Origin of the sequence: Aeromonas aquatica (assembly GCF_000764655.1) — a bacterium.
Classification (GTDB): Bacteria; Pseudomonadota; Gammaproteobacteria; order Enterobacterales; family Aeromonadaceae; genus Aeromonas; species Aeromonas aquatica.
On record NZ_JRGL01000093.1, the window covers coordinates 1 to 13,740 of the forward strand.

11 protein-coding genes and 1 riboswitch are annotated in these 13,740 nt (G+C 62.6%); of the genes, 8 read left to right on the top strand and 3 right to left on the bottom strand.

Annotated elements, in window-relative coordinates:
- Window positions 1–314: 314 nt before the first annotated feature.
- The 6 genes from LG30_RS0110525 to cbl all read left to right on the top strand — a co-directional run bounded on the left by LG30_RS0110525 (window position 315) and on the right by cbl (window position 6,078).
- On the top strand, window positions 315–1,316 hold the full coding sequence (locus LG30_RS0110525; RefSeq protein ID WP_033130666.1) for a sulfate ABC transporter substrate-binding protein: 1,002 nt from the start codon (window positions 315–317) through the stop codon (window positions 1,314–1,316).
- Window positions 1,317–1,361: 45 nt separating this feature from the next.
- Window positions 1,362–1,937, top strand: coding sequence for an RBBP9/YdeN family alpha/beta hydrolase (locus LG30_RS0110530; RefSeq protein WP_033130667.1), 576 nt, complete (start codon window positions 1,362–1,364; stop codon window positions 1,935–1,937).
- A 282-nt stretch (window positions 1,938–2,219) separates the two neighbouring features.
- Complete coding sequence (cysT, locus tag LG30_RS0110535) at window positions 2,220–3,059, top strand: sulfate ABC transporter permease subunit CysT (RefSeq protein WP_033130668.1); 840 nt, start codon at window positions 2,220–2,222, stop codon at window positions 3,057–3,059.
- Window positions 3,056–3,943 carry a sulfate ABC transporter permease subunit CysW gene (cysW, locus tag LG30_RS0110540; protein WP_033130669.1) on the top strand — a complete coding sequence of 296 codons (888 nt, stop codon included), beginning with the start codon at window positions 3,056–3,058 and terminating at the stop codon, window positions 3,941–3,943. The genes cysT and cysW overlap by 4 nt, the downstream gene beginning before the upstream one ends.
- A gap of 24 nt (window positions 3,944–3,967) precedes the next feature.
- Window positions 3,968–5,035 carry a sulfate/molybdate ABC transporter ATP-binding protein gene (locus LG30_RS0110545; RefSeq protein WP_033130670.1) on the top strand — a complete coding sequence of 356 codons (1,068 nt, stop codon included), beginning with the start codon at window positions 3,968–3,970 and terminating at the stop codon, window positions 5,033–5,035.
- Between the two features lie 95 nt (window positions 5,036–5,130).
- The gene (gene cbl / locus LG30_RS0110550) at window positions 5,131–6,078 is read left to right on the top strand and encodes an HTH-type transcriptional regulator Cbl (protein WP_033130671.1); all 948 of its coding nucleotides are present in this window, start codon (window positions 5,131–5,133) and stop codon (window positions 6,076–6,078) included.
- Between the two features lie 97 nt (window positions 6,079–6,175).
- On the opposite strand, the gene LG30_RS0110555 is transcribed toward cbl, so the two are convergent.
- The gene (locus LG30_RS0110555; RefSeq protein WP_033130672.1) at window positions 6,176–6,706 is read right to left on the bottom strand and encodes a cytochrome b; all 531 of its coding nucleotides are present in this window, start codon (window positions 6,704–6,706) and stop codon (window positions 6,176–6,178) included.
- 107 nt (window positions 6,707–6,813) lie between these two features.
- The gene (gene gbpA / locus LG30_RS0110560; protein ID WP_033130673.1) at window positions 6,814–8,238 is read right to left on the bottom strand and encodes an N-acetylglucosamine-binding protein GbpA; all 1,425 of its coding nucleotides are present in this window, start codon (window positions 8,236–8,238) and stop codon (window positions 6,814–6,816) included.
- A gap of 61 nt (window positions 8,239–8,299) precedes the next feature.
- A riboswitch (cyclic di-GMP riboswitch) is annotated at window positions 8,300–8,385 on the bottom strand.
- A 382-nt stretch (window positions 8,386–8,767) separates the two neighbouring features.
- Here gbpA and LG30_RS0110565 point away from each other — a divergent pair.
- A complete protein-coding gene (locus LG30_RS0110565; protein WP_033130674.1) occupies window positions 8,768–10,618 on the top strand; it encodes a M3 family metallopeptidase in 1,851 nt (616 codons plus the stop codon).
- Between the two features lie 57 nt (window positions 10,619–10,675).
- On the opposite strand, the gene LG30_RS0110570 is transcribed toward LG30_RS0110565, so the two are convergent.
- Window positions 10,676–12,853 carry a glycoside hydrolase gene (locus LG30_RS0110570; protein WP_033130675.1) on the bottom strand — a complete coding sequence of 726 codons (2,178 nt, stop codon included), beginning with the start codon at window positions 12,851–12,853 and terminating at the stop codon, window positions 10,676–10,678.
- A 279-nt stretch (window positions 12,854–13,132) separates the two neighbouring features.
- Between LG30_RS0110570 and LG30_RS0110575 the strand changes: the two genes are divergently transcribed.
- The gene (locus tag LG30_RS0110575) at window positions 13,133–13,609 is read left to right on the top strand and encodes a L,D-transpeptidase family protein (RefSeq protein WP_033130676.1); all 477 of its coding nucleotides are present in this window, start codon (window positions 13,133–13,135) and stop codon (window positions 13,607–13,609) included.
- Window positions 13,610–13,740 lie beyond the last annotated feature (131 nt).

Sequence of the window (13,740 nt, forward strand, 5' to 3'; positions counted from 1 at the left end):
GAAAGACTGGGCTTTTTCATATTTGCTATTCACTCATATCAATTCATCACCTGTATTCTGGTGCGATTCCTCATTTTTCTTTGTGAGTGACGCCAGTTCCTCTCGGCATCGCCCCTCCATTTTTCGCTCATCCATACTGATGGCGCTAACACGAGCTTGATCTACCAAAGTCATAACGGACTGTATTTACTCAGATTATTTGTTATGAATTTTCCTTATATTTGAAAAAGAGATAAGCAAAGCGCGTTTTCTTCCTTCCTGATATATCGAGGAGACGGCATGCTGTACTCAATCCAACGATAAGGAGTATCACCATGAAACTGCGAATGACCGCCCTGACTCTGCTCTCTTTGCTGGCGCTAGGCCAGGCCAATGCCGCCGAAATCCGTCTGCTCAACGTCTCCTACGATCCGACCCGCGAGCTGTTCCAGGAGTACAACAGTGCCTTCGCCAAGGAGTGGAAGACCAAGACCGGTGACGACGTGGTGGTAAGCCAGTCCCACGGCGGCTCAGGCAAACAGGCGCGTGCCGTAGTGGACGGGCTGGAGGCTGACGTGGTGTCGCTGGCGCTGGCGTATGACGTCGATGCCGTGGCCAAGGCGGGCCTCACCGCAGCGGATTGGGAGAGCCGGTTGGCCAACAATGCTTCCCCCTATACCTCCACCATCGTCTTCCTGGTGCGCAAGGGTAACCCCAAGCAGATAAAGGACTGGGATGACTTGGTGCGCAAGGATGTGGCCATCGTCACTCCGAACCCCAAGACCTCCGGTGGGGCACGCTGGAACTACCTGGCCGCCTGGGGCTATGCCCTGAAGAAGAGCGGCAGTGAAGAGGGGGCCAAGCAGTTCGTCGGCGATCTGTTCAAGAACGTAAAGGTGCTGGACTCCGGTGCTCGTGGCGCCACCACCAGCTTCATCGAGCGCGGTCTCGGTGATGTGCTGTTGGCCTGGGAGAATGAAGCCCTGCTGGTACTGGGTCAGCCGGGCACCAGCGACAAGTTTGAACTGGTGGTGCCCTCCGTTTCGATTCTGGCTGAGCCGCCGGTTGCCGTGGTAGACAAGGTCGCCAAGAAACATGGCACCGAGGCCGTCGCCAAAGCTTACCTCGATTATCTCTACTCCGACGAGGGGCAGCGCATCATCGCCAAGTACCACTATCGCCCCAGCAATCCGGCAATCCTGAAGGAGACCTCGGCTCAGTTCCCCACCCTGAACCTGTTCACCGTCAAGGATCTGGAAGGGGATTGGGACAAGGCTCAGAAGAAACACTTCGCCCAGGGTGGTCTGTTTGACCAGATCTACCAACCAGGCAGCTAAGCCCACACCAAGCTGGCCCCTGTGCCAACGGATAGGAGCACCGAGATGAACAAAATCCTCCTGGTTCCCGGTCTGCACAACAGTGGGCCGGATCACTGGCAGAGCCGCTGGCATCAGCACTTCCCCCACTGGCAGCGCATGGTTGGTCTGCCCTGGGACAAGCCGGACCTCACGGTCTGGAGTGCCAAGCTGGCGAGCAAGCTCAGGAGCCGGCGTAGTCGGGTCCACTTGGTAGCGCATTCCTTCGGTGCCCTGACGGCCATCGCCGCCTCCCGGCTGCAGCCGGAGAAGGTCTCCTCCATCCTGATAGTGGCGCCAGCGGATCCGGCCCGCTTCGGCATCCCGGACGAACTGCTGGTGGGATTCATCAAGGTATCCGCCCAGCTCATCGCCAGCCGCAACGATCCCTGGATGTCGTTCGAGCGGGCCGAGTACTGGAGTCGTCAGTGGCAGGTGCCGCTGTTCGATGCCGGCGAAGTGGGTCATATCAATGCTCAGTCCGGACACGGGGAGTGGAGCCAGGGTCTCAACCTGCTCGGCACTCTTCATCGGCGGGCCGAGATGGTGGTCGAGCCAGCGCCGGCGGAATGGGGCCGGCAGGCGGCGATCAGCTTTCGTTGATGTTTTATATGTATGACAAGGAAGGTGACCATATGAGATCAAGCAGGTTCGCTAGCCTGTACCCATAGCAACAGACTCCGCAGTTCCCGGTTCCACAGCTCCGTTTAGTTAGGTCTTTTATTTATATAAAAGACCTTTTTTTATATTTATCGCTCTAAAAGCCTTGTTCCGCCGTTGTTATACAAAAAAGTAATTAGCAAAGGCGATATTGGTGTTTGTTGCACCTGGCGGGAGTGAGCAGAATCGCTACATCGAAAGTTATTTATAACAAACGGAAGTGTTATGCGATTAAGTTCTTATTCCGTCCTGCCCGGATTGGGCCCGACCCTCGGCTTCAGTCTGCTCTATCTGAGCATACTGGTGCTGCTGCCGCTCTCCGCATTGGTGTTGTTCGCCGTGAACAATCTCAATGCCGCCGAGTTCTGGCAGGTGATCAGCTCCCCGCGAGTGCTGGCCTCCTTTCGTCTGAGTTTTGGAGCTGCCTTTATCGCGGCTCTGCTCAACAGCCTGTTTGGGCTGATCCTGGCCTGGGTATTGGTGCGCTACAGCTTCCCCGGTCGCCGGTTGGTGGATGCACTGATCGATCTGCCGTTTGCCATGCCCACCGCCGTCTCCGGTATCGCCCTCTGCGCCATCTTCGCCCCCAACGGCTGGATAGGTCAGTGGGTTGCGCCCTTTGGCATCGAGCTCGCCTACAACCCCATCGGAGTGGTGATAGCGCTGACCTTCATCGGCCTGCCCTTCGTAGTGCGCACCTTGCAACCTGTGCTGCGCGAGGCGGAGACAGAGCAGGAAGAGGCCGCCGCCAGCCTGGGTGCAAACCGCTGGCAGACCTTTGTCCGCGTGCTCTGGCCGACCCTGATCCCGGCGCTGCTCACCGGTTTTGCCCTGGCCTTCGCCCGGGCGGTAGGGGAGTACGGCTCCGTTATCTTTATCGCCGGCAATTTGCCGATGGTGTCGGAAATCGCACCGCTGATGATCATGAGCCACCTGGAGGAGTATGACTACGCCGGGGCCTCCGCCATCGCCTCCGTCATGCTGCTCATCTCATTTATTCTGCTGTTGATTATCAACAAGTTGCAGGCCTGGAGCTGGGCCCGTATCGGAGGAAGCCGCATATGACCGCATCCAGCATTGCACTCGACAAGGCACCGCAAGTGACCTTGGTAGTGACCCATCAACCCGTGACCCGCGAGCCGGTCTGGGTCAAGTGGCTGCTCATCACCCTTGGCCTCGGTTGGTTCGCCGCCCTGCTGCTGCTGCCGCTGGCGACCGTCTTCATCCAGGCATTGTCCCCGGGTCTGACCTTCTTCTGGCACGCCATCAGTGAGCCGGATGCCCTGAGCGCCCTCGGGCTCACCGCCTTGGTGACCCTCTGCTCGGTGCCGCTGAACCTGCTGTTCGGGCTAGCCGCCGCCTGGGCCATAGCCCGCTTCCGCTTCCCTGGTCGACAACTGCTCATCACCATCATCGATCTGCCGTTCTCGGTGTCGCCTGTCATCGCGGGGCTGATGTTCGTGCTGATGTTCGGTAGCCGCGGCTGGTTTGGCGACTGGCTGAGCGAGCACGATATCAAGATCATCTTCGCCACCCCGGGCATCATACTGGCGACTACCTTCATCACCGTGCCCTTCGTGGTGCGTGAGCTGCTGCCACAGATGGAGGCGCGCGGACCGGAAGAGGAAGAAGCCGCCATCATGCTGGGGGCGAGCGGGCTGCAGATGTTCTGGCGGGTCACCCTGCCTGGCATTCGCTGGAGCCTGATGTATGGCCTGCTGCTCTGTACCGCCCGGGCGGTGGGGGAATTTGGCGCCGTGTCTGTGGTGTCAGGCCATATTCGCGGCCAGACCAATACCCTGCCGCTGCACATCGAGATCCTCTACAACGAGTACCAGACTGGCGCCGCCTTCGCGGTAGCCAGCCTGCTGGCCCTGTTCGGGATCTTCACCCTGCTGGGGGAAACCCTGTTAGCCCGGCTGCGTGGTCAGCCCACCAAATCTCACTGATTACACAGTTTCAACGAGGCAGCCATGAGCATTCAGGTTCAACAACTCAATAAGCATTTCAATCAGTTCGCGGCCCTTGCCGACATCAACCTCGACTTTCACGACGGCGAGCTGGTCGCGCTGCTGGGCCCGTCCGGCTGCGGCAAGACCACCCTGCTGCGGATCATCGCCGGGCTGGAGCAGGCCGACAGCGGCAGCGTCATCATCCGCGGGGAGGATGCCTCGGCGCTCCACGTGCGTGAGCGCAACGTCGGCTTCGTGTTCCAGCACTATGCCCTGTTCCGCCACATGACGGTGTTCGAGAACGTGGCGTTCGGCCTGCGGGTCAAACCGCGCAGCGAGCGCCCGGCCGAAGCCGCCATCCGCGCCCGGGTCAAGGAGCTGCTGGATCTGGTGCAGCTCAGCCACGTGGCCGAGCGTTATCCGACCCAGCTCTCCGGCGGCCAGCGTCAGCGAGTTGCCCTGGCTCGCGCCCTGGCGGTACAGCCCAAGGTGCTGCTGCTGGACGAGCCGTTCGGTGCCCTCGATGCCCAGGTGCGCAAGGAGTTGCGCCGCTGGCTGCGGGAATTGCACGACGAGCTGCACGTCACCAGCCTGTTCGTGACCCACGATCAGGAGGAAGCGCTGGAGGTGGCGGATAGAGTCGTCTTGATGAATGCCGGTCGAGTCGAGCAGATAGGCACCCCGGCCGAGGTCTATGACCAGCCGGCCAGCTCCTTCGTGCACAGCTTCCTCGGCAGCGTGAACCTGTTCCGCGGGCGGGTGGCGGAGCAGGGGCTCGGCATCGGCGAACAGCGACTGGGTGGCTCGGCGGCATCTCACTTGGCTCAGGGCAGCGCGGCCATCGCCTATGTGCGTCCCCACGAGCTGGATATTCTGCCGGCGGAGGCGATCGGCGGCATCAGTGCCACCATCACCCGTCTGCTGCCCATGGGGCCGCGGATCCGGGTCGAGCTGCGGGGCATAGGTGACACCCAAGGGGCTCACTATGAGGTCGAATTGAGCAAAGAGGCGGCCCGTGCGCTGACGCCGGGTCAAGGCGTGCGCCTGGTGGCCAGGCAGGCCCAGCTCTATCCGGACTACCAGATCTAGGGCGCTGTGCATCCATCGAGTGAGTTCAGGCTTGAAACAGATAACAAGGCCGCGGGGCCAGCCCCACGCGGCTGGTCAGCGCAGGAGGCGATGACGTGAACTTTCAGCAACTACGCATTATTCGTGAAGCGGCTCGGCGGGACTACAACCTGACCGAGGTCGCCAATGCCCTGTTTACTTCCCAGTCCGGGGTCAGCCGCCATATTCGCGAGCTGGAGGAAGAGCTCGGCATCGAACTGTTCATTCGCTACGGCAAGCGATTGCTCGGCATGACGGAGCCGGGCAAAGAGCTGCTGGTGATCGCCGAGCGCATCCTGGGGGATGCCAACAACATCCGCAAGCTGGCCAGCACCTTCGCGAACCGCGACTCGGGCCGGCTGTTGGTGGCGACCACTCATACCCAGGCGCGCTACGCGTTGCCACGGGTGGTGAAGGCGTTTCGCGAGCAGTTTCCTCTGGTGCAACTGGAGCTGCGCCAGGGCAGCCCGGAGGAGATAGTGCGGTTGGTGCAGACCGGCGAGGTGGACATCGGCATCAGCAGCGAGCAGCTCGATCGCAGCGAAGGGGTGGTGGCCTTCCCCTATTACCGCTGGCACCACAACATAGTGGTGCCCGAGCAGCATCCCCTGACCGCCGAGCGGGATCTGACCCTGGCGGCGTTGGCGCACTGGCCCATCGTCACCTATCAATCGGGTCTGACCGGCCGGGCGCGGGTGGACGAGGCCTTCGCCGAGGCGGGGATAGCGCCGCAGATCCTGCTGACCGCCCAGGATTCAGACGTCATCAAGACCTATGTCGAGCTGGAGATGGGGGTCGGCATACTGGCGGACATGGCGTTCGACGCCCAGCGCGACAAGGGGCTGGTGCAGCTCGACGGTAGCCGGCTGTTTGCGCCGCACACCGCCTGGATCGGCCTCAAGCAGGGGCAGTTCCAGCACAACTTTGCCTGGCAGTTCATCCAGCTGTGCAACCCCGAGCTGGCGCTGGCGGATATTCAGGCGCGGGCCATGGGCAACGAACCGCAGCTCGATTACCAGATCTGATGCCTGCCGCGAGATGAGAAAACAGGGAGCCTTTGGCTCCCTGTTTGTTTATCAGCCATCGATGGAAAGCCTGTCTCCGCTACGAGACGCCGTCGGCCTATTTACCGGTGTGGGGCCCCAGCATGCGGTAGAGGGTGCGATCGCCCTTGATCCTGTGGTGGTAGAGGGCCGCAACCACGTGCAGCATGACCAGGGTGGCCAGCGACAGGCAAGCGAGGCGGTGAACACGAAAAAAGAAGGCATTGACCTCGGGGTTGTCGATCGGATTGGCGATCGGGTAGAGCCAGAACAGGGGGTAATCCTGCTCCAGCATCAGGAAGCCGCTCAGCAGCACGACGAACATCAGCCCGTAGAGCAGGGCATGGGCCAGCTTGACCCATCCGTGATGATGGCTGGCACCATTCTCGGGCAGGGGAGCCCTCAGATGTTGCCAGCCCCAGCGCAGCAGGAAGAGTGGGGCTATCAGGGTGGCCATCGACATGTTCAGCACCGACAGAAACTGGAACAGCCGGGGGTGACTGTCGATCACCAGGTGCATCAGATAGCCGGCCAGGGTGGCATAGAGAATGACGACGGCCATCAGCCAGTGCAGCAGGCGACTCAGGGGGTCATAGTAGTGTTGCGTCATAGTGTTTGTCCGACAGGGGCGCTCGCGGTGCTCAAGGCACCGGGATCCCGGATAACAGGCACAAAAAAAGAGGCCGCTCGGGCCTCTTCTGTTCAGGAGTTGCGGGCTCAGTTCAGGGCTGTCCAGGCATCCTGCCAGTTGGTGCCCACTCCGGGCTCATACTGGGTGGCCGAACTCGTCCAGATGGTGCACCAGCCGCTGTAGGGGTAGGGCTTGCACTGATACGTCTTGCCGTTCTTGGGCTGCAACACCTTGGTGCCGGCCACATAGGACTTCAACCCCTCCGGGAAGCGGTACTGGTAGTCGCCGCCGCTGGCCGGATCCTTGAACATCAGGTCCAGGGTTTGCTGCAGGGAGGCACCGCCTGCCTTTGGCTTGCCTTCGATCACCAGCTGGTGGTGACCCGCGCTCAGGCCGCTGACCGCCATGGTGAAGCTTTGGCTGCTGTCCTTGATGTCGGCACTGGTCTGTCCCTTGGCGGCACCGCCATGGTCATACAGGGTGTTGGTGACCGCGAGATCCCCCTGGGCCGTGACGCTGAAGGCCAGGGTGACCTTGCCGTTGTCGAGCAGGTATTCGCTTTCCAGGCCGCTCACGCTGATGCTGTCGTTCACCGGAGGCTGCTGCTGCTCGAGCTGGACCTCGACCCGTTGCAGGTTGCTGCCCGCCTTAAGGTAGATGGGGTTCTGCCCGTAAACCGGGTTGAACTGGCCATCGGTGCCCTGCTGGCCGGCACGGATCTGGCTCTGCTCGGTATTGATCTTGGCGGCCAGATCGTGGGCCCAGTTGTTCTTCTGACCCTGCTCGGAGGAGCCGATGGTCAGCACCGTCTGCAGATCGGTGCGTTCGCCGTTGGCGTCGAACACCCGGGTCTTGGCCTTGTCGCCGGCCACCAGATCGGTGGAGGGGTAGATGGTCCCGCCCTGGCTCCAGGTCAGCGGCGGCTGGGTGCCACCATCGAACTGGGCATCGATCATGTTGTAGAAGCTGTTGGCGGTATCACCCACCTCCCAGACTCCCAGGATCACCTGATAGCCGGTGCGGGCCGGCAGGGTGCAGTTGTGGGTGACCTGCTTGGGTGGTTGTACCATGCCCCCGTCGATGACGCAGAAGGGGTTCAGATCGAAGGAGTCCCGGGTCAGCGGCTGGTTCGGGTTCCAATCCTGCTTGGTGAGGTAGTAACGCCAGTTGCGGGTCACGTGGTTGGCGGTGAAGCTCCAGCTGATGGCGAAGGGTCCTGCCTGCACCGGGCGCTTGGTCCAGCGATCGCTGGTCTGAACGTCGAGCTCACCGAATTGCGGGTGGCCGGCCGAGGCGATCTGACCGTCGGCGGGGCCGCCATTGGGGAAGCCGGACGGCGCCTCCAGGCTCTGGGGCTCCCACTGGACGGCGCCACACTGGCTGTTGCCGCCGGTCTTGCACAGATAGTTGCGTGCCTCCGGCTGATTGATATAGCCATGGGCGAGTACGCCGCCGCTGGCCAGCAGCGCGAGCGCCGCCGCGAGGTGATTGAGTTGAGTTTTTGCTGCCATACATTCCTCTGTTCGACAGATGTGGGCAGTCAAGTTGGCTGGGGCCTTCCCCGAAATACGGTGCTGCAACCCCGCTATCCTGGACGAGACGTCTTTAGACCGGAGGCTTTGCGTCCTGGCCTTTCAACCAGTTTGCCAAATGACTACATATAGGGTCATTGCGTCGCGTTTGACGACGCGGTGCCATCATGTCTTATTTTGATTAAATTATTAAGTGTAAATCTTTACAGCTTGATCTCGTCGGAGTAGAGCCAATACTTAACTTTCTGTTTTTAAATGGCTATTGGATGGCCCACTTTGGGCGGATGCCCCCCTTCCGCTTAATTAACATGCAAATCTAATGCATTGTTTATTGCCGGTGAGCAAGACCTCGTGAGACAGGGCCTGGTCAGGGTCGCCGGTGCTACAGACATGGATAACGGCTTTTGATAGCGTGGTGAGGCGCATCCCGGCGCCCCTTGTCCGGCCACGGCCGGGCATCATCACAAGGCAAGGCGGCTCAGCCGCCACCGATAACAAGAGGGACCTTATGACTTCCATTGCCAGGAATTACCTGAACCAGCTCAACGCCGACTACCTGCGGGTACACAGGCGCAAGGAGGACTTGTTCTGGTCCACCTACATGGGCACCAGCGACGATCAGGCGGGCTTTACCGCCGCCGAGCAGGCCTACAAGACGTTCTGCGCCAATCCCGCCCGGCTGCCGGTGCTGCGCGAGATGCAGGCTCAGGCCGAAGAGACCGAACTCAAGCGCGGCCTGGCTGGCTGGGTAGCCTTCTTCGAATGCAACGTGATCGAGGATCCAGCTGCCGCCGCTCTGATGGACGAGCTGGTGGCCGCCGAGGCGGCGCTCTTTGCCCGCCGTCGGGAGCTCAAGCTCAGCCTGCTGGATGAGCAGGGCCAGACGGTGGTCGGCAGCCTGCCCGCCGCCAGCACGGCGCTGGCCGCCAGTGCGAGCGAGCCGGTACGTCAGAGCGCCATCGCCATGTTCCATACCCTGGAGCAGTGGGTGGTGGACAACGGCTTCCTCGAGGTGGTGGCGCTTCGCAACCGCTTCGCCCGCGCCATGGGCTATCGGGACTACTTCGAGTACAAGGTGCGCAAGAACGAGCAGATGAGCCCGGAGCAGCTGTTCGCCGTGCTCGATGATTTCATCGCCCGCACCGAGCTGCGCCTGCACCAGAGTCTGGCCGAGTTGAAAGCGGCCAAGGGGGAGGCGGCGCTCCTGCCCCACAACCTGCGCTACAGCGTCAGTGGCGACGTGACCCGCCAGCTCGATCCCTATGTGCCGTTCGCGCGCGCGCTGAAGGATTGGGTCGAGAGCTTCCGCCGGCTCGGCATCCAGTACCGAGACGCGACCCTGACCCTGGATCTGCTGACCCGGGAGGGGAAATATGAGAACGGCTTCTGCCACGGCCCTGTGCCGAGTTTCTGGCAGGAGGGTCAGTGGGTGCCCGCCGTGGTCAACTTCACCAGCCTGGCGGATCCGGCCCAGGTCGGCAGCGGCTGGAGCGGTCTCAACACCCTGTTCCACGAGGGGGGCCATGCGGCGCATTTTGCCAACGTCACCGGCAACGCGCCCTGCTTCTCCCAGGAGTTTCCGCCTACCTCCATGGCCTATGCCGAGACCCAGTCCATGTTCTGCGACAGCCTGCTGGACGATGCGGACTGGCTCAAGCGCTACGCCAGGAACGCCGCGGGGGAGGAAATTCCTGACGCACTGATCCAGGCCATGCTCGAGGCCCGCCAGCCGTTCCGGGCCTTCAACGAGCGCCAGATTGCGCTGGTGACCTACTTCGAGCGGGATCTCTACGCCATGGACGAGGCCGAGCGCACCCCGGCCGCCGTGCTGGCGCTGGCCCGTCGGTGGGAGCGCAAGATCCTGGGGGTGGAGAGCCCCCGCCCGCTGCTGGCCATCCCGCACCTGCTCAATCAGGAATCGGCCTGTGCCTATCACGGCTACCTGCTGGCGCTGATGGCGGTGGAGCAGACCCGCGCCTACTTCCTGCGCCGGGACGGCTACCTCACCGACAACCCGCGCATAGGCCCGGATCTCGCCGCCCACTACTGGGGGCCGGGCAACGGTATGACCCATGATCAGACGCTGCAGAGCCTCACCGGCGAGGGCTTCAGCGCCGGACCCCTGGCCCGGGCGTGCAACCAGAGCGTGGCCGAAGCCTGGGCGACGGCCACAGCCTGCATGGCGGCCGCGGGCCAGCGACCCCTCGCCGGTGACGGCACCCCGCTCAATGCCAGGATCCGGGTCGTGCACGGCGCCGAGCTCATCGCCGACAACAGCGAATCCGAGGCGCGCATGCTGGCGGACTTCGAGGCCTGGATCCGCCGCCACTATGGGGCCGAGTCCGCTGTGGCAGTCTGAACCATCCTGCAAACGAAGAGCCCTGCCAGTTGGCAGGGCTCTTTCATTTTGGGGCGCTCAGATCTTCAACAGGGTGACGGGCTTGTCCTTGAGGGCCACCAGCAACTGCCTGCCCGGCAGCTTGTGACCATCGATCTGGATGCTGCTGTTGCCGAAGTTTGCCACCAGCCGGCTGCCGTCGGAGAAGCGGGTCTCCTGCACCCGCCCCGCCCCGTCCCGCCAGCGGAAGCCCACCAGCGCCTTGTCCCACAGCGCCTCGTGCAGGGGCCCGAACTGGGCGTCCAGTCTGACCAGCTCAGGCAGGCGGCTGGCGAGGGTGCTGCGGCTCAGGTTGACCAGAGGAGGGGTGTTGTAGAGCAGGCCGAGCAGGGCGCGCTCCTCCCGGATGGCGGGGAACTTGAGGTTGTCCAGCAGCCAGTGGTGGCTGTTGATCACCGAATCGTGGAACACCGCCTGGTAGAGCGGCAGCCTGTCTGTCGGGTTGAACACGGTTTTGAGGTAGCGGGGCTTGAGCCGGGCGGGCTGGAAGAAGACCTGGGGCGCCTCGTCTGGCCACCATTTGCCGAGGTAGTAGGGGGACTTGGGCTGCTTGCGCATGGCGGCGTCGGTCCAGCCGAAGCCCCAGCTCTGGACGCCGTGGGCAAACATCAGGGGCTTGCTGGTGAGGGCGTTGCCGTCTTCCGAGCCCAGCACCAGCCCGAGCCGCTCCCCGACCCAGCCCATGCGGGCGTTGCGGGCGGCGACCATGGCTGCGCTGCCCTGCTGGTGGGCCGGGCTGTAGTCACTGGAGGCCATGGCGGTGCCATCGACGTCGAGGAACAGGCTGTTGATGCCGCTGGCCTTGGCCAGCTCGCTCATGCGGCTCTTGGCGTAGGGCAGGGTACAGCCGGGGTTGAGATAGACGCCCTCGCCGCCAAAGCCCGGTCTCGGCTTGCCGTCGGCCTCGACGATGGCGCAGCGCTTGCCAAGCTCCGGCGGGATCTGGGCGGTGAGCCAGCTGTCGTTGCTGCCCGGGGCGATGGCGGTATCGTAGGAGTCATAGCTGCCCACCAGATAGCCGAGGCGCTTGGCGGCGGCGAGGGCCTGATCCTGCTGCAGGGCCGCCGTCCACTGGGGGGTGCCGAGCCAGAGCTTGCGCAGTCCCGCCTGTTGCAGCGCCTCGAGCACCGGCAGCGACAGTCCCTGGCCCCAGCGCTCCCGGGTCACCAGCTGCTCGCCGAACTGGCCCTTGACCCACTGCTGGCGCAGGGCCAGCACCTTGCCCTGACTGACGGGGCCCTGCTGGGCCGGCAGCGGCAGCTGGCGTTCAATCAGCCGGTTGAGGCCCGCCATGATCAGCGTCTGCTGCCACGGCTGGGGACTGGGGGCCGCCAGCGCCTCGCGCTCCTCGGTGTTGAAGGTTTTGAGCCATTCCGGCTTCTGGATGAGTTTGGCCTGCAGGCCGGGCCAGTCGGTCACGTCCTGCCGGTCCAGCAGGTCATCCCCCCAGAGATAGAGGTGGCTGGCGCCGATCAGCCGACGGCCCGCCGGGATGCGGGCGAACTTGTCCGCGAGGGACTGCCAGGCTCCCTCGGCCTGCAGCCATTCCCTGTAGCGGCGCGCCCCGGCCAGCCAGTCATCCCCCACGCTCAGGCGCACTTCCAGCGGCGCGGGATTGAAGTGGTTGAACTCGTGGCTGGCGGCAAGCTGCAGGCGCCCCCCTTTGCGGCTGAAGCTGAGCTTGTTGTCGTAGGAGCTCTGCAGTATCCAGCTGTAGGTTCGTTTGCCCGCGTCCTGACTCCACAGGGGCAGCTTGAGATCATGGTGGGTATCGAGCTCGGTCAGCTCGTCTCCTATGTAGCCGAGCCAGTCGCTGTCACGCACCGAGAAGCGACTGCCCTCACCGAACGCCATGGAGAGGTGGGTCTGGTTCTTCGGCAGGCTGTACCAACTGAGCTGGCGAGGGCCGCTGCTGATCAGGGTCAGCAGCAGATCCTCCCCGTCCAGCCGCACCTCGACCCGGGTCTCCTGGGCCGGCCACTGCCAGCTGGCCTGTTGTTCATCCTGTTGCAGCCGATCGACCTGGCGGGCGCTCTGTCCCGCGCTGACCTGCACCCCGTTGACCGAGATGGCCAGGGTGTCGGGGTCGATGAGATAGCTCAGGGTCTCGCCTTGCAATTGAAGCGGGGCGGCCAGCGTCTGCGGTAGCCACAGCAGGGCGGGGAGCAAGAGCAAGAACAGGCGCAGTGGTCGCATGAGGCGGGATCCTGGAGGAGGGCAAAGTGGGCATCTTCGCCGATCCTGATGGTGAGCGCCAGCCGCAGAAATCGGCTATATAACTGTTTCCATTATCAATTGATGGGGCCGGGGTGGAGGGGCTCAATCCCCTTCGTGAGGCTGGCTTCAGATATGTTTCTCTGGATATATTGAGTATTGATGGCGATCCCATATCATGGCGCTCGCTCGCCACCCGAGAGTGGCGACATTCAGATGATTTGCTAACAATAAAGCCCTGAAGGCTTGTCGAGGGATGGAATGAAAGCCGTATTGTTGTGTTTGCTGGGTCTGTGGCCCGCCTTAAGTTTTGCGACCCTGTCTGCGGACATGGTGGTGGTCAAGAAGTCGACCTATAGCCTGACCCTGATGAAGGATGGCAAGGAGGTCAAACGCTACTGGATCGCCCTGGGCCCGGCCCCCATGGGACACAAGCAGCGGGAAGGGGATCAGCGTACGCCGGAAGGGCGCTACACCCTCGACTACAAGAAGACCAACTCCGGTTATTACAAGGCCATCCACATCAACTACCCGAACCTGGACGACATCAAGTCGGCCAACGAGAAGGGAGTCAATCCGGGTGGCATGATCATGATCCATGGTCAGCGTAACGACATCGGCAACCGCCGTCTGCAGCCGTCCAACTGGACCAATGGCTGCATCGCCATGCTGAACCACGATCTGGATGAGGTGTGGAGCGCCATCGAACCCGGCACCCCCATCGTCATCGAACCCTGATCCTCGAGATCCCCTGCTCAGGCCCGTCCCCGCATCGCCATGCAGGGGCGGGCCTGTCATCTCCCCTTGCTGTCATTGCGTGAATCGCCTGACGACGGCATGGCATCTGGCCAGGTGCTGTGTTAGGTTTT